This window comes from Nocardia sp. NBC_01329, from assembly GCF_035956715.1.
Taxonomy (GTDB): domain Bacteria; phylum Actinomycetota; class Actinomycetes; order Mycobacteriales; family Mycobacteriaceae; genus Nocardia.
Map to the genome: position 1 here is coordinate 595566 of NZ_CP108381.1, position 15109 is coordinate 610674.

At 68.2% G+C, this 15109-nt stretch carries 14 protein-coding genes; 7 read left to right on the forward strand and 7 right to left on the reverse strand.

Features of this window, described 5'->3' with window-relative positions; all coding sequences use genetic code 11:
* Nucleotide 1: 1 nt before the first annotated feature.
* Entirely contained in the window at nucleotides 2-1123 is a 1122-nt protein-coding gene (prfB, locus tag OG405_RS02690; protein ID WP_327150050.1) for a peptide chain release factor 2, read from the reverse strand.
* A 74-nt stretch (nucleotides 1124-1197) separates the two neighbouring features.
* A complete protein-coding gene (locus tag OG405_RS02695; RefSeq protein ID WP_327150051.1) occupies nucleotides 1198-2052 on the reverse strand; it encodes a helix-turn-helix domain-containing protein in 855 nt (284 codons plus the stop codon).
* Between the two features lie 141 nt (nucleotides 2053-2193).
* Between OG405_RS02695 and OG405_RS02700 the strand changes: the two genes are divergently transcribed.
* The 4 genes from OG405_RS02700 (at nucleotide 2194) to OG405_RS02715 (ending at nucleotide 5984) form a co-directional block, all read left to right on the forward strand.
* On the forward strand, nucleotides 2194-2784 hold the full coding sequence (locus tag OG405_RS02700; RefSeq protein ID WP_327150052.1) for an NADPH-dependent FMN reductase: 591 nt from the start codon (nucleotides 2194-2196) through the stop codon (nucleotides 2782-2784).
* Between the two features lie 85 nt (nucleotides 2785-2869).
* Nucleotides 2870-3655, forward strand: a complete 786-nt coding sequence (gene hisN / locus OG405_RS02705) for a histidinol-phosphatase (protein ID WP_327150053.1) — start codon at nucleotides 2870-2872, stop codon at nucleotides 3653-3655.
* A 112-nt stretch (nucleotides 3656-3767) separates the two neighbouring features.
* On the forward strand, nucleotides 3768-4712 hold the full coding sequence (gene sigJ, locus OG405_RS02710; protein WP_327150054.1) for an RNA polymerase sigma factor SigJ: 945 nt from the start codon (nucleotides 3768-3770) through the stop codon (nucleotides 4710-4712).
* Nucleotides 4713-4793: 81 nt separating this feature from the next.
* A complete protein-coding gene (locus OG405_RS02715; RefSeq protein ID WP_327150055.1) occupies nucleotides 4794-5984 on the forward strand; it encodes an NAD(P)/FAD-dependent oxidoreductase in 1191 nt (396 codons plus the stop codon).
* Between the two features lie 105 nt (nucleotides 5985-6089).
* Here OG405_RS02715 and OG405_RS02720 read toward each other — a convergent pair whose 3' ends face one another.
* Nucleotides 6090-6641, reverse strand: a complete 552-nt coding sequence (locus OG405_RS02720) for a DinB family protein (RefSeq protein WP_327150056.1) — start codon at nucleotides 6639-6641, stop codon at nucleotides 6090-6092.
* A gap of 290 nt (nucleotides 6642-6931) precedes the next feature.
* Between OG405_RS02720 and recQ the strand changes: the two genes are divergently transcribed.
* The 3 genes from recQ to OG405_RS02735 all read left to right on the forward strand — a co-directional run bounded on the left by recQ (nucleotide 6932) and on the right by OG405_RS02735 (nucleotide 10847).
* Nucleotides 6932-8800 (forward strand): DNA helicase RecQ, encoded by a 1869-nt coding sequence (gene recQ, locus OG405_RS02725; protein ID WP_327150057.1) that lies wholly within the window; start codon nucleotides 6932-6934, stop codon nucleotides 8798-8800.
* A gap of 99 nt (nucleotides 8801-8899) precedes the next feature.
* Complete coding sequence (locus OG405_RS02730) at nucleotides 8900-9766, forward strand: hypothetical protein (protein ID WP_327150058.1); 867 nt, start codon at nucleotides 8900-8902, stop codon at nucleotides 9764-9766.
* Between the two features lie 91 nt (nucleotides 9767-9857).
* Nucleotides 9858-10847 carry a helix-turn-helix transcriptional regulator gene (locus tag OG405_RS02735; protein WP_327150059.1) on the forward strand — a complete coding sequence of 330 codons (990 nt, stop codon included), beginning with the start codon at nucleotides 9858-9860 and terminating at the stop codon, nucleotides 10845-10847.
* A gap of 51 nt (nucleotides 10848-10898) precedes the next feature.
* Here the strand turns inward: OG405_RS02735 and OG405_RS02740 are convergent, their stop codons facing one another.
* The 4 genes from OG405_RS02740 to OG405_RS02755 all read right to left on the reverse strand — a co-directional run bounded on the left by OG405_RS02740 (nucleotide 10899) and on the right by OG405_RS02755 (nucleotide 15016).
* Nucleotides 10899-11897, reverse strand: coding sequence for an alpha/beta fold hydrolase (locus OG405_RS02740; protein WP_327150060.1), 999 nt, complete (start codon nucleotides 11895-11897; stop codon nucleotides 10899-10901).
* Between the two features lie 24 nt (nucleotides 11898-11921).
* Nucleotides 11922-13040, reverse strand: a complete 1119-nt coding sequence (locus OG405_RS02745) for a PDR/VanB family oxidoreductase (protein ID WP_442790654.1) — start codon at nucleotides 13038-13040, stop codon at nucleotides 11922-11924.
* Nucleotides 13037-13939 (reverse strand): metal-dependent hydrolase, encoded by a 903-nt coding sequence (locus OG405_RS02750; RefSeq protein ID WP_327150061.1) that lies wholly within the window; start codon nucleotides 13937-13939, stop codon nucleotides 13037-13039. The genes OG405_RS02745 and OG405_RS02750 overlap by 4 nt, the downstream gene beginning before the upstream one ends.
* A gap of 750 nt (nucleotides 13940-14689) precedes the next feature.
* Nucleotides 14690-15016 carry a hypothetical protein gene (locus OG405_RS02755; RefSeq protein ID WP_327150062.1) on the reverse strand — a complete coding sequence of 109 codons (327 nt, stop codon included), beginning with the start codon at nucleotides 15014-15016 and terminating at the stop codon, nucleotides 14690-14692.
* Between the last annotated feature and the right edge of the window lie 93 nt (nucleotides 15017-15109).

Consider the following 15109-nt stretch of genomic DNA (forward strand, 5'->3'; position numbering starts at 1 on the left):
GTCAGCCTTCCTGCAGCACTGTACTCATCCGCCAGCGGATACCGGATTCGATGAATCCGTCGATATCGCCGTCGAGTACGGCCGAAGGGTTGTTGACTTCGTAGTTCGTGCGCAGATCCTTGACCATCTGGTACGGGTGCAGCACATAGGACCGCATCTGGTTACCCCAGGACGCGCCCTCGTTGGTCTTGAGCGCATCCATCTGGGCGCGCTCCTCCTGCCGTTTACGCTCCAGCAGTTTGGCCTGCAGCACCCGCATGGCCGAAACCTTGTTCTGCAGCTGGGACTTCTCGTTCTGGCAGGTGACCACGATCCCGGTGGGGATATGGGTGATCCGGACCGCCGAGTCGGTGGTGTTGACGCTCTGACCACCGGGTCCGGAGGAACGATAGACATCGACCCGGATATCGGTCTCCGGTATCTCGATATGGTCGGTGGTCTCCACCACCGGCAGCACCTCGACCTCGGCGAACGAGGTCTGGCGGCGGCCCTGGTTGTCGAACGGGCTGATCCGGACCAGCCGGTGCGTGCCCATCTCCACCGAGAGCGTGCCGTAGGCGTACGGAGTCTTGACCGCGAAGGTGGCGCTCTTGATACCGGCCTCTTCGGCGTAGGAGGTGTCGTACACCTCGACGCCGTACTTGTGCCGATCCGCCCAGCGGATGTACATGCGCATCAGCATCTCGGCCCAGTCGGCCGCGTCCACCCCGCCCGCACCGGAGCGGATATTGACCAGCGCGTCACGTTTGTCGTACTCACCCGACAGCAATGTCCGGACCTCGAGGGCCTCGACATCGGTGTGCAGCGCCGCGCGCTCGGCATCGGCGTCGGCCAACGCGCTGGTCATCGCGTCGCCCTCTTCCTCCTCCGCCAGCTCGTAGAGCACCGGCAGATCCTCGAGCCGCTGCCGTAACTCCGCTACCCGGCGCAGTTCACCCTGCGCGTGCGACAGCTCACTGGTGACCCGCTGGGCGTGATCCTGGTCGTTCCAGAGCTCGGGGTCGGCGGCCTGGTGCTCCAGCTCGTCTATGCGACGGCGCAGCTCCTCGATATCGAGGACCGATTCGACGGTCTTGAGAGTCGCGTCGAGTTCGGCGAGGTCGGCGGTAACGTCTGGATGCACGGTGTTCAAGGCTACTAGGAGCGTCCATCGTGATGAAACAGCGCGGGCCGGTAGCCGCCGCCGGAGCCCACGGTTCAGCTCGGGACGGCACGCAGGTTACCGGGCCGGTGGCCGGCCAGCCGGTCCAGCGCATCGGCCGTCGCCGGGTCCGCGGGCAGATGGACGATCAGCTGCTGATCGTCGTCGGCGAACAGATCGAGGGTCTCGTACGCCAGCCGCAGCGTCCCGGCTGCCGGGTGGGCCATCCGGGTCACGCCGGTGGCCGCGGGCAGATTGGGCACGGTGGCGACGCGGTCGGTGAACGCCGCACCGGCGGTGACGGTGAGCTGGTCGGCCAGGGCCGCGATCTCCGGGTCGGCGCGGAAGGGGCCCTGTTTGAGGGTGGCCACCAGCTGGTCGGCCAGACGATCCCAATCCGGATAGACCGCGCGGGCCCGCGGATCGGTGAAGGCGAAAAGGGCGAGGTTGGCGAAATGCTCCCCATCCATTGCACCGGTCGGTTCCATCAACCGCCGGTAGCCGTCCGTGCAGGCCAGGACTTCGGTGAGGCGATTGACGACGACCGCCGCCGCGGGTTCGAGTTGATCGAGCAACGCCCGGACCATCGGCCGGATCTCCCGGCCGGGCCGGGCCCGGCCCATACAGTTGAAGCCGGTATCCGCCTTGGTCAGGCGGTACAGGTGAATACGTTCTGCCGAGGTGAGCGCAAGCGCGTCGGCCAGTGCCGCGAGTACCTGAGGTGACGGGTTGCGGTCGCGGCCCTGTTCGAGACGGGTGATGTATTCGACGCTCACCCCGGCCAGCGTGGCGAGCTCCGACCGGCGCAGCCCCGGCGCCCGGCGGCGGGCGCCGGTGGGCAGCCCCACCTGAGCCGGTGTCACCGCGTCGCGCCTGCTGCGCAGGAACAGGCCCATCTCGTTCTCGCTCACAGGCCCACGGTACGACGCGGTGCCCGGCTCAGGGTGGCCGTGGCAGTACCACTCTCGGCACGGTCTCCCCACCGGACGCGCACCACGGCAGATTCGACAGGAATCGGCGGCCGCCTGGTCGCCCGACCGAAGGAGCACAGAATGTCCAGTACGCCACTGCGTCTCGCGGTGATCATCGGCAGTGTTCGCGAAGGCCGCTTCGGACCGGTCGTCGCCTCGTGGATCACCGCGCAGGCCGCCGGCCACGATCGGTTCGAGATCGATGTGATCGATCTGGCCGACGCCGAGACCCCACTGGAACTGCCCGCGGTACCTCCGGCGCTGGAACCGAATCCGCCGCGCCCCGCGGGGATGCGCGACCTGACCGAACGGCTCGCGGCCGCCGACGCGTTCGTTGTCGTGACCCCCGACTACAACCGCAGCTTCCCGGCCTCCCTGAAAGCCGTCATCGATTGGCATTTCACCCAATGGCAGGGCAAAGCGATCGCGTTCGTCGGCTACAGCGGGGCCAGTGGTGGCCTGCTGGCCATCGAACAGTTGCGGCAGGTGTTCAACGAACTCGACGCGCACACCGTGCGTGAGTACGTCTCGTTCCCTCGCTACTACCTGCTGTTCGGGGAGGACGGGCAGTTGCTCGCGCCCGACGAGCCGGCGGCTGCGGCTCAGGTGATGCTGGACCGGCTGCACTGGTGGGCGGAGGCACTGGTGACGGCCCGTGCGGTCGCGGCCTGAATACCGGACCGTCCGTGCGACGGCACGGCGCGCGGTTCGGGCACGGCACGCGGCCGCGCCCGAACCGACTCGATAGTGTTCGGGTGTGGCTGCTCACTCCTCTGATCTCGAACTCGCGCTGCGGCTGGCCGACGAGGCCGATGCGATAACCCGGGAACGGTTCGGTGCCCAGGATCTGAAGGTCGACGCCAAACCGGACCTCACCCCGGTATCGGACGCCGATCTCGCGGTGGAGGAGGCCATCCGCCGGATCCTGCGGCACGGTCGTCCCGCGGACGCTGTCCTCGGCGAGGAGTTCGGTGGAACCGCCGAATTCACCGGTCGGCAGTGGGTCGTGGACCCGATCGACGGCACCAAGAACTTCGTACGCGGGGTCCCGGTCTGGGCCACCCTCATCGCCCTGCTGGAGGACGGTGTACCGGTGGTCGGCGTCGTGAGTGCGCCCGCGCTGGCCCGTCGCTGGTGGGCCGCGGCGGGGCAGGGCGCCTGGTCGAGTTTCCATCCCGGGGCCCCACAGCCGATCAATGTCAGCGCGGTGGCCGATCTCGGGTCGGCCAGCCTCGCGTTCTCCAGCCTTTCCGGCTGGCGCGACCGCGGCCTGCGGGAGAAGTTCATCGACCTCACCGACGAGGTCTGGCGGGTCCGCGGCTACGGCGACTTCTTCAACTACTGCTTGGTCGCCGAAGGAGCGGTGGATATCGCCACCGAACCCGAAGTCTCGCTGTGGGATCTGGCCGCGCTCGACATCCTGATCCGCGAGGCCGGCGGGACCTTCACCGCCCTCGACGGACGGGGCGGGCCGCACGGCGGGGACGCGGTGGCATCCAACGGCCTTCTGCACCGGCAGGTTCTGAACCGTCTCGGCGGATAGGCCCGGCGGTGGCGAGCCGGGGTCGCGGGCTGTGTGCGCTCACGCCGGTGACAGCGAGGTAGTTGCTCCGGCGCGGTGGACGCGACCAGGGCGGATGGCCGAGGATGGGGTGATGTCGGTCAGTACGCGCGAGGCGGATCTCTTCGAGGGCGCGCGGGGCCGCCTGGAGGCGATCGCCTATCGGCTGCTGGGGTCGGCCGGTGACGCGGAGGACGCGGTACAGGAGACCTTCCTCCGCTGGCACGCGGCGGATCGGACACTGATCGGGACACCCGAGGCCTGGCTGACCAAGGTGCTCACCAATCTGTGCCTCAATCAGCTCACCTCGGCGCGGGCCAGACGGGAAACCTATGTGGGGCAGTGGCTCCCGGAGCCGGTTCTCGCCGGTGACCCGATGCTCGGCCCGGCCGAGACCGCGCAACAGCGCGAATCGGTTTCCCTCGCGATGCTCGTGCTCATGGAGCGGTTGTCGCCGAACGAGCGGGCGGTGTACGTGCTGCGCGAGGCATTCGGGTACTCGCACCGCGATATCGCGCAGATCCTCGACATCGGCGAATCCAACTGCCAGCAGATCTACCGGCGGGCCCGGCAGCATATCGGCGTGAGCCGGTCCCGTACCGAGGTGGACGCGGCGGCCGCCCGCAAGATCGCCGAGGAGTTCCTGGCCGCGGCGCTCAGCGGCGACACCGAGCCGCTGGTCCGGCTGCTCACCGACGGCGCGGTCAGTGTGGCCGACGGCGGCGGTGTGATCCCCGCCCGCAAGATTCCGGTCGTCGGAGCAGCCGCGATCGCTCGCTACGTGCGCAACATGTTCCGGCCGACCGATGCCAAGCGGGCGTTCGTCGGCGACGATCTCGCCTTCTACGCGACCGTCGTCAACGGCGATCCGGCCGTGCTGGTCGAAGCCGGTGACCGGGTCTACGGCCTCTTCTGCCTCGAGGTGGGGCATGCGGGTATCGCTGCCATCCACCTCCAGGTCGCGCCCGCGAAACTGGCCACTCTCGCTCGCGAGTGGGCGGCCACCGGTCCGCATGTCCCGCTCGCGACATCGTGGTGACCCACATCACAATCCTTTCCTGTCAGGGATCGCGCCGCTGTTCGGTTCAGGAGGTGAGTGCAATCAGATAGGAGCCCAGCCATGAAGCACCACATCGTCGTCCTCGGAGCCGGATACGCCGGGGCAATCGCCGCCGGTCGCCTGGCCAAGCGGCTGCACCGCGACGACTTCGCGATCACCATGGTCAATGCCGACCCCGACTTCGTCGAACGAGTGCGTATGCACCAGCTCGCGACCGGACAGGAATTGCCCCACCGCCCGCTACGCGCTGTCTACGCCGGAAGCGGAGTCCAGGTCCGGACCGCCCTGGTCACGGCGGTCGACGTGGACCGCCGGACCGTCGCCATCACCGGGCAGAACAGCGCCGAAACCCTCAGCTACGACACTCTCGTATACGCCCTCGGCAGTACCTCCGCCGACCACGGCGTCCCCGGTGCCGCCGAATACGCGCACAATATCGCCGGGAAACAGGCGGCGCTGCGGCTGCGGGCGCGCCTGGGTGAACTGACCGCCGGGGCGACTGTACTGGTCGCCGGTGGTGGTCTGACCGCTGTCGAAGCGGCCACCGAGATAGCCGAGGCCCGGCCCGACCTCGCGGTCGCGATCGCCGCCCGCGGCGGCATCGGCTCCTGGCTCCACGATAAAGCGCGCAATCACCTGCGTGTGGTCTTCGACCGGCTCGGTATCACGGTCCACGAGAACGCCGACATCATCGGTGTCGAGGCCGACGGGGTGGCTGTCGGGGATGGCCGCAGAATCGCGGCCGATGTCACGGTGTGGACCGCCGGTTTCACCGTCCATTCGATCGCGGCGGCGACCACGCTGGCGGTCTCCGCTACCGGCCGGATCGTCGTCGACGCGACGATGCGCTCGGTATCGCACCCCGATGTGTACGCCATCGGCGATGCCGCGTCGGCCGAAGGGGCGGGCGGTGCGCCGCTGCGAATGGCCTGCGCGACGGCGAGCCCGATGGCCTGGCATGCGGCCGACAGCCTGGCCGCACGGTTGACCGGCGGAAAGGTCCCGGAGACGACCATCGGCTACGCCACGCAGTGCATCAGCCTCGGTCGCCGCGACGGAATCGTCCAGCGGGTGACTCGCGAGGACGCGCCCACGACCACCGTTCTCACCGGCCGGTTCGCTGCCCGCGTCAAGGAGTTCATCTGCGCGGGCGCGGCCTGGAGCACCGCCCATCCGACGATGCTGCTGCCGAGCCGGCGCCGCCGTCTCGCGGCACCGGACGAGGTGGAGTCGCGGCTCGTCGCCTCCTGAGACCGGATGCGGCCGGACGTACCGGTGATCGTGTCGGCCGACCGGTCCTCGAATGGCGCAACCACCCCCGCACCCGAGTGGACGCGGGGGTGTTCCACAGGCCGGTCAGCCCATGGTCTTGGCGCCGTCGATCGCCTCGCGGATGATATCCGCGTGCCCCGCGTGCTGGGTGGTCTCGGCCATGATGTGCAGCAGCACCCGGCGCGTGGACCAGTGGGTCTCCTGGAACCAGGGCGCTTTCGGCAGCGGCCACTTCGCGTCCAGGTCGGGCAGGGTGGCCACCATCTCGTCGGTCCGCCGCGCCACCTCGTCATAGGCCGCGAGAACCCCGGCCAGCGTCTCGCCGGGCAGCATGCGGAACTCGTCCTCCCGAGCCGCGAAGTCCTCGGCGGTCAGATCGTCGAAATCCTTGGAGGTCGAGCTTCCGTCGACGATGGACTCCACCCAGCCGCGTTCGCACCCGGTGACGTGCTTGATCAGCCCGCCCAGGCACAGGTCGCTGGGTGTGGGGCGGGCCGCGGCCTGCTCGTCGGTGAGGTCACGGGTGGTGAAGCGGAGGAAGAAGCGCGCGGCGCGCAGTTCGGCGAGCAGGTCGGCCTGTTCGCCGGAGAGGGCCGCGCCGGTGCCGGGCTCGGGGAGGGTGGCGGTCTCGTCCATGGTCTTCGCCTTCGGTCAGGGGTCCGGTGGAATCCGTGTTCGAAAGCAACGGTATGGCCCCTAGCAGCCACTTTCCGACCTCAATTACCGCCCGGCCGAAATTTTCGAGAAATGGCCGTGAGCTGGTTCTCTGATCAGCGCCTAGCGGTATCGGCCGGGGTGAGATCGACACCGGGCGGCGGGCGCAGGCGCCGGTGGCCGATGTCCACATGTGCGCAAAACGGGTTCTGTCCCGGTACCCCCGCCGAGGGCCCCTCCGGCTGTCCGCCGGGACTCGTAGGATGGGCCGCGTGGAATCCCCCGAAGCCCCTACCGTGCCCGCTGTCGAGTCAGGTACCGGAACCGATGCGGCACAGCGGATTCTGAGCCGGGTGTTCGGTTACGACAGTTTCCGGGGGGAGCAGCGTGCGATCGTCGACCAGGTGATCGGCGGCGGCGACGCACTCGTGCTCATGCCCACCGGCGGCGGCAAATCGCTGTGCTACCAGATTCCCGCGCTGGTCCGCGACGGTGTCGGGGTGGTGGTCTCCCCGCTGATCGCGCTCATGCAGGACCAGGTGGACGCGCTCAGCGCGCTCGGGGTGCGGGCCGGTTTCCTCAACTCCACCCAGTTCCCGGACCAACGGCGCGCGGTGGAAGCGCAGTTCGTGGCCGGTGAACTCGACCTGCTGTACCTGGCGCCCGAGCGGCTGCGGATGGAATCCACCGCGCAGTTGCTCGGCCGGGGCCGGGTCGCGCTGTTCGCGATCGACGAGGCGCACTGCGTATCGCAGTGGGGCCACGATTTCCGCCCGGATTACCTGGCGTTGTCCATGCTGCACGAACGCTGGCCCGATGTGCCCCGGATCGCGCTCACCGCCACCGCGACCGAGAAGACTCGCGACGAGATCATCACCCGGCTGGATCTGGCACAGGCGCAGCGGTTCGTGGCCAGTTTCGACCGGCCCAATATCCAGTACCGCATCGAACCGAAGAACCGGCCCGATCGCCAGCTCCTGGATTTCCTGCGTGCCGAGCATCCCGGGGACGCCGGGATCGTCTACTGCCTGTCCCGCAATTCCGTGGAGAAGACGGCTGCGTTCCTCACCGAGAACGGCATCCGGGCGGTCCCGTATCACGCCGGACTGGATCATCGGACCCGCGCGGAGAACCAAGCTCGTTTCCTGCGTGAGGAGGGTCTGGTGGTCGTCGCGACCATCGCGTTCGGTATGGGTATCGATAAACCCGACGTCCGTTTCGTCGCCCACCTCGACCTGCCCAAGTCCGTCGAGGGCTACTACCAGGAGACCGGACGCGCCGGCCGGGACGGGCTGCCGTCCACAGCCTGGATGGTCTACGGCCTGCAGGACGTGGTGCAGCAGCGCAAACTCATCGAGACCTCCGAGGGCGATGCCGCGCACCGCCGCCAGTTGCAGCTGCACCTCGACGCGATGCTCGCGCTGTGCGAGACCGTCGACTGCCGCCGTGCTCAGTTGCTGGCCTATTTCGGCCAGCCACCGCAGCCGTGCGGGAACTGCGATACCTGTCTGAATCCACCCGAATCCTGGGACGGCACCGTCGCCGCGCAGAAACTGCTCTCGGCCGTCCTGCGCCTGAAACGGGAGCGCGGTCAGAGCTTCGGCGCGGGCCATCTCATCGATATCCTGCTCGGCAAACAGAATCAGAAGGTGCAGCAGTACGACCACCATGAGCTCAGTGTGTTCGGCATCGGCACCGATCTGCGCGATACCCAGTGGCGCGGTGTGATCCGACAGCTCCTGGCTCAGGGGTTGCTCATGGTCCACGGGGACTACGGCGTGCTCGCCCTGACCGAGGCGAGTGAAGCGGTCCTCTTCGAAGGCCGCACCGTCCGATTGCGCCGCGAACCCGAACGGCCCACTCCCTCCCGGGCGGCGCGTAGTGCGAAATCCGGGAGGTCCGCCCCCGTCGATCTCGACCCCGCCGATACCTCGCTGTTCGAAAAACTGCGGCAGTGGCGGGCCGAAACCGCCAAGGAACAGGGCGTCCCCGCCTATGTGGTGTTCCACGATGCCACCCTGCGCGATATTGCCGCACGTAAGCCCGCAGATCTGGGGGCACTGGGCACGGTGAACGGTGTGGGCGAGAACAAGCTGGCACGATACGGAGAACAGGTTCTGGAGGTATTGGCGACCGGATGAGCCGCCTCGGCGGAAGTCGGTGCTACAGAACCGCTTTCATCCGATGATTGCTCCCGTCAGTGACGATAGGGGCCTGGACAGAGGACCTAACCTGGCAGTATGTCCAACAAGCACACTCCGTGGTCGCGGTCACGCCGCGCCCCGAGTTTGTCCGCCGGTGAATTCGGCGACTTGGACCCTCGTGTAATCCGTGCCTCGACCAACCGCGCGTTCCGGGATCGCTCGGCGGTTGCCGGGCCGTTCGATTCGGTTCGTCTTCTCGGCTCCGCCGCACAGGAGTCCGGCGGTGGGGACGATGCGCGCACCCCCGACTCCGCGGCCGGAGACGACGACGATCTGCCCGCCTGTCCGCCCACCAGCGCGCAGGGTAGCGGCGTGGAAGATGCGGCGACACCTGCCGCGCATCCGGCGCCGCCACCGTTCGCACGGTCGGACTCCGGGCGTTCGGGTGGCTACCCGCAGACGCCGGTGGAACGCCGGGATTCGGCGGACGCTGCCTGGTTCGTGCCGGAAACCGAAGCCCTGGAATCGCTTCCCGCAAGCGGTCACGCACTCGTCGGTCTGTGTATCGGGATCGCTGTTCTGCTCGCGGTGGGATTCTTCTACCTCGGCCGGACGAGCGGCCAGAACATGGCCGCCGGCCCGACCTCGGCCACGGCCGTCTCGACCATGACATCTCGCGAACAGGAGCCCCCCGTGGAATCCCCCGATATCGGGGCGGGTTTCGCCTGGGGCAAGGTCCTGACCAACGACGGCAGCACGCTCACGGTCATGAGCGAGATCAGCCATGCCGAGGTCGTCGTCCACGCCGACGCGCACACCAAGGTCTATGTCCTGGTCGCCACCACGATCGCGGCCATCGCCGAGGGCGCGCCGATCCTGGTCTACGGCCGCAAGCACGCGGACGGGTCGATCCACGCCGACACCATTACCGGCGTATCACTGCGTGCGCTCGGCTCCGGCTAGCCAGGCGCTCGGATGAGTGGGGGCGCGTCATCGCTCGACGGAATCCGGCCAGCGGCCACTATCCGACCGCAATTCGAGAACAATCGACGGTATGGCCAATACGAGCACACGGACGTTGCGCCTGCTGTCGTTGCTGCAGACCCACAAATACTGGCCCGGTAACGACCTGGCCGCACGGCTGCAGGTTTCACCGCGGACGTTGCGCCGCGATATCGACCGGCTTCGGGAACTGGGATACCCGGTGGAAGCCCAGCGGGGTGTAGACGGCGGCTATCAGCTGGCCGCCGGGGCGGCGCTGCCCCCGCTGATGGTCGACGACGACGAGGCCGTGGCGCTTGTGGTCGGACTCCAGTTCGCGATGCAGGGCATGGTCGAAGGCGTGGCGGAATCCTCGGTGCGGGCGCTGGCGAAGGTGGTGCAGGTGATGCCGCCCCGGCTGCGCAAGCGGGTGGATGCGATCCGGTCCATGACGGTCCCCGCCGACTGGGGTGGTGGGCGCCCCGGCGCGGGACCGGACCCGGCAGCGCTCACCGCGGTCGCGATGGCCTGCCGCGACAGCGAGCGGTTGCGTTTCACCTACACCGCCGCGGACGGCCGGCGCACCGAGCGGCACATCGAACCGTATCGCCTGGTGTCGCTGGGGCGACGCTGGTACCTGGTGGCGTTCGACCTGACCCGCCACGATTGGCGCAGCTTCCGGATCGACCGGCTCATCGGCCCCGAGGGCGATGGTTCACGATTCCGTCCCCGGGAACTGCCCACGGCCGACGCCGCGGAATTCGTCCGGTCGGGGGTGGACAATATGCCGCATCCGCACCGGATCGAGGTGCTGGTCGACGCCCCGGCCGAGTTCGTCCGGCAACACCTCGGGCGGTGGGGCAAGGTCGAGGAGGTCGATCCGGGACGCTGCCGGGTGTCGATGACCACCGACTCCCTGGACTGGCCCACCATGTCGCTGGGATCGCTCGGCGCCGATTTCCGGGTCCTGCAGCCTCCGGAACTGATCGAGCACATACGGGCCTGGGGGGAGCGTTTCCGCCGCGCCCACCCGGAGCCCACCGAGCCGCCGGCCGCGTCGTGAACCCGGATTCCGGGCCGGGGATCATCCCGCCGAATACTCGTGCCGTGCGATTCAGTCGGTGCCGGTGGGCCGGACCGCGCGCAACCGGCGGGCCGGCTCCCCGCCGGCGATTCGCTGCGTGACGCCCGCAGTGACCTCGCCTCTGCGCAGGGCATCCACGAAATCGGTGGTGGCGGTGGCCAACAGGTCGGGGTGCGAGAACGGCATCCAGTGACCGGCGGGTACGTCGCGACGCCACAAACGCGAGACCCATCGCGCCGTATCGTCGTAGCCGGCGGGCCGGACCGCGATATCGCGCCCCGCCACGATGAGCTGGACCGGTACGTCGGTGGTCCGTTCCCGCGGATTGAGTAGATGCGCGAGAATATTCGCGCGATAGATGAGCAGGCCGTCGACCATATCCCGCTTCAGGGTCGGGGCGAAGGCGATCGTCGAGGGCGCGGTCTCGTTCATGATCTGGATGACCCGCCGCCAGCGTTGTTCCGTGGCGAGCAGCCCGAAAGCCCAGCGCGGGAGGCCGGGAGTCATGAAGAACCCGGTATAGGCCGAGGACAGCAATTGGGTGAACGGTTGCCAGATATTACGCGGGCTGGGGCTGCCGAGCCGGTCGCGGACCCATTTACCCAGGTGGTCGAGATTCGGGCCGGACACCGAGGTGAACGAGCCGATACGTTCGACCGCCCCCGGCTCGCAGACGGCCTCCCAGACCTGTACCGAACCCCAGTCGTGCGCGAGGACGTGGACCGGCCGCCCGGGGCTCACCGCATCGGCGACCGCGAAGAAATCCGCGGCGAGCTCGGTGAGCCGGAAATCGGCGACCCGGCCGGTCCGGGTCGAGGCGCCGTGCCCGCGGGTGTCGTAGGCGACCACGTGGAACTGCCTCGCCAGCAGCGGGATCACTCCGTGCCAGAGGTGGTTCGTATCGGGCCAGCCGTGCACCAGGATCACGGTTTCTGCGGCGGGGTCACCGTATTCGTAGACTGCGAGGTCGAAGGCGCCGCTGCGAACCGTGCGCCGGGTCGCGATACGTTCGTGGTCGGGTTCAGTCACGCTAACTCCTCGATGCTTGCGGATCTACAGGTCGAGTACCAGGCGCCCGCCCGCACAACGCGATACGCACGCGAGCAGGGCGCCGTCGGCGCGTTCGGCGGGGGACAGGACGGAATCGCGGTGGTCGGGGGAGCCGGCCAGGACTCGGACCTTGCAGGTGCGGCAGAAGCCCTGGCGGCACGAGTAGGGCTGATCCGGCCGGTGCGCCAGCAGCACATCCAGGGCGGACCTGTCGGCCGGGACATCGAGAACCTCACCGCTGCGGGCCAATTCGATCTCGAAGGGCGCGCCGCCGACGATCGGTGGCGCCGAGAACCGTTCGGAATGCAGTTCCACTCCGGGTATCTCGCGCACAGCGGCAGCGACCGCGCCGACCATCGGCGCCGGCCCGCAGCAGTACACGGCGGTTCCTCGGCGTACACCGTCCACGAGTTCGGCGCCCGCCGGCAGCCCGGACCGGTCGTCGGTACGCACGGTGACCCGGTCGCCGAAGCGTTCCACTTCGTCCAGGAAAGGCAGAGTGTCGCGGGCACGGCCGGTGTACAGCATGGTCCACTCGACGCCGAGGGAGTCCGCCAACCGCATCATGGGCAGGATCGGGGTGATGCCGATCCCGCCGGCCACGAAACGCAGCCGGGTGGCAGGCGATCCGTGACCCGGCACCGCGAACGGGAACGCGTTGCGCGGGCCCCGAACCACCAGCGCGGAGCCGATCGAGATTTCGCGGTGTACTTCGTTCGAACCGCCGCCGCCGTCCGGGATGCGGCGCACCGCGATCCGATAGGTCGAGGTATCGGCCGGATCACCGCACAGTGAGTACTGACGTAGCCGCCCGGACGGCAGTTCCAGGTCCAGATGCGCGCCCGGTCGCCACGCCGGTAGCCGCCGGCCGTCCACCGCGGCCAGTCGCAGGCTCACCACATCGTTGTCGTGTGCCCGCACCTGCCGCTCGACGACGCGGACAAGGATCCGCCGGTCATCGGCGCGCGTCGCCACATCGCGCCGATTGGTGAGCGCGGTCCAGCGCATCCGCGCGTTCACCATCGCGTCGAGCAGGCGCAGCGTGCGATCACCGTGCCTGCCGCCGTAAAGATCGGACGGTAGCGGGGGTGGCGGCACCGGTCGCGGATCCGCGACGGTCACGAGGCCGACCGCGCGGCCGGCGACTGCGCAAGGTAGGCGATGGCCTGGGCGGTGGATCCGACCGATTCGGGGCTGTAGCCCGGCCGGAATGTCGACAGCGCACTGATCAGCAGCGCGGGGATTCCGGGTAGCGCGCCCCGGCTCATGGCACCGAAGATCTTCAGCAGCAGCCGCGGGTACCCCGGGTCGGGCAGCGAAGGATCCCGGTGTACCAGATATTTCGTACCGCGGACCAGCAGCACCAGGAACGACGGGAAAACCAGCAACATCAGCGCACCGCGCCGGAAATAGCCCACCCCGAAGTATTCGGCGACATCGTGGGCCACATTGCGATGCTCCACCTCTTCGGCCCCGTGCCAGCGGTACAGATCGAGCATGCGCGGGTCGGCGTCGAACTTCTCCAGATCGCTGTTGAGCACCCAGTCGCCGAGGAAGGCGAAGAAGTGCTCGAGGGAGGCGATGACCCCGAGTCGGTCGACAAGCTGCTGCCGACCGGCGCGCGTGCCCGTGCCCTGTCGTGGGCCGATGGTCTTGCGGAAGAGGTATTCCGCGTGCTCGAGGAAGGGCCGCGGGTCGATGCCGTTGGCAGTGAGCAGCATGCTGTGAGAGCCGGCGTGGGTTTCGGCGTGCATCGACTCCTGACCGATGAAACCGAGCATGTCCTCGCGCAATTTCGCGTCCCGGACGAAGGGGAGCGCCTCGCCGAAGGTGGTGAGGAAGCTGCGTTCGCCCTCGGGCAACAGCAGGTTGAGTGAGTTCATCACATGGGAGGCGATAGGTTCGGCGGCCATCCAGTGCAGCGGTATTCCGGCCCAGTCGAAGCGCACGTCACGAGCGTTCAACGCGACGTCTCCCGGGTCGGTCGCCCGCGTGGGGGCGGCGTTGCCGAACAGCCTCATCGATCCTCCTCGATCGTCACCAGCACCGCGCGCGACGCGGTCGCGGCGGCGGTTCACCGGCAGGTGCGATCATACACATATGTGGGACGATGGGTTACAGAAAAGCTCGGTTACAGGAAAAGTTACTCGGCAGTAGACCTGCTCCGGCGGCGGTACCCAGTCGGCGACGGTATGGCCGTCGCCCGCCTGGTTTCCGGGGTCACCTCGGACCGTTCGGGGCGTAAGGCGGTTGGTGCCCGCCCTCGTACTGGCCATAGTCGCCGGACTGATCTTCGCCGCCGCACCCGGCGGGTGCCGTCGGAATCGCGGTCGGTACCGGCCTCGGCCCGCTGCTGTGCGGGCTCCTCTCCGAGACCGTGCCCGGCCGACCGTCACCGTCTTCCTGCTGGAGACCGTCTTCCTGCCGGCGGCACCGTCGGCCGAACTGTCGCGGTGCCGATCGAGGTCGTCGAACTGCTGCACCCGGTGGTCGCTACACAGCGCGACCCCGCCGGGCTGCTGTGGACACGGCCGTCCGATGGCGGACCAAATCCGGCCGTCGACCACGACTCACCCGGACCTCCAGGTCGTCAGCGCATGGAAAACCCCTCACCTGCGTTGCAGGTAAGGGGCCCAGTTGTGGAGCTGCCGGGAATCGAACCCGGAAAGCCCGCTAGTCCATGAGTGTTTGCTGTCGTGACCGGCGCTGATGTGCTGGGTTCTTTCGTTCCAGCCGGTGGTCGGCGCTTGTTTTGCGCTTGGGATGGTCGTTTACTTCTCCACGCCGTAGATGCCCCCGGCCAGTTCGCGGTAGATCTCCCGACCCTCCGACAGGAATCCCTGATAGCCGGGGCCGTCGGGCGGGATCTCCAAACCGAGGAGCGGTGAAGTGGTGAGCCCGGCATCCCACAGCCGCGTCAGGCAGCCTCGGGAGATGCGTGCGTAGGAGTTCTCGGTGTGCAGCGCGTTGAGGAGCTTCACCAGCGGCCCGGCCAGTTCTTCGTCCTCGACGGCTAGGGCGTATTCGGTCAGAAGGGCCAGGACATTGCCGACTGCGCGCTGTTCGGGGGTGGTGGCGGTCTTCGTTGTGAGTGTCATGGGATCGACGCTACGCCGGTAAAACCGCAGGTCAGATGGGTAAAAAGCGGTCAAATTGCGGTAAGAAGCACAGGTCATGACGCCCTCGGTGGC

Bases quoted from the DNA above. Each gene is read 5' to 3' on its own strand.
- OG405_RS02700 (WP_327150052.1), top strand. From the start codon at position 2,194: ATGTCCAGTACGCCACTGCGTCTCGCGGTGATCATCGGCAGTGTTCGC.
- sigJ (WP_327150054.1), top strand. From the start codon at position 3,768: ATGTCGGTCAGTACGCGCGAGGCGGATCTCTTCGAGGGCGCGCGGGGC.
- OG405_RS02715 (WP_327150055.1), top strand. From the start codon at position 4,794: ATGAAGCACCACATCGTCGTCCTCGGAGCCGGATACGCCGGGGCAATC.
- OG405_RS02720 (WP_327150056.1), bottom strand. From the start codon at position 6,641: ATGGACGAGACCGCCACCCTCCCCGAGCCCGGCACCGGCGCGGCCCTC.
- OG405_RS02730 (WP_327150058.1), top strand. From the start codon at position 8,900: ATGTCCAACAAGCACACTCCGTGGTCGCGGTCACGCCGCGCCCCGAGT.
- OG405_RS02735 (WP_327150059.1), top strand. From the start codon at position 9,858: ATGGCCAATACGAGCACACGGACGTTGCGCCTGCTGTCGTTGCTGCAG.
- OG405_RS02750 (WP_327150061.1), bottom strand. From the start codon at position 13,939: ATGAGGCTGTTCGGCAACGCCGCCCCCACGCGGGCGACCGACCCGGGA.
- OG405_RS02755 (WP_327150062.1), bottom strand. From the start codon at position 15,016: ATGACACTCACAACGAAGACCGCCACCACCCCCGAACAGCGCGCAGTC.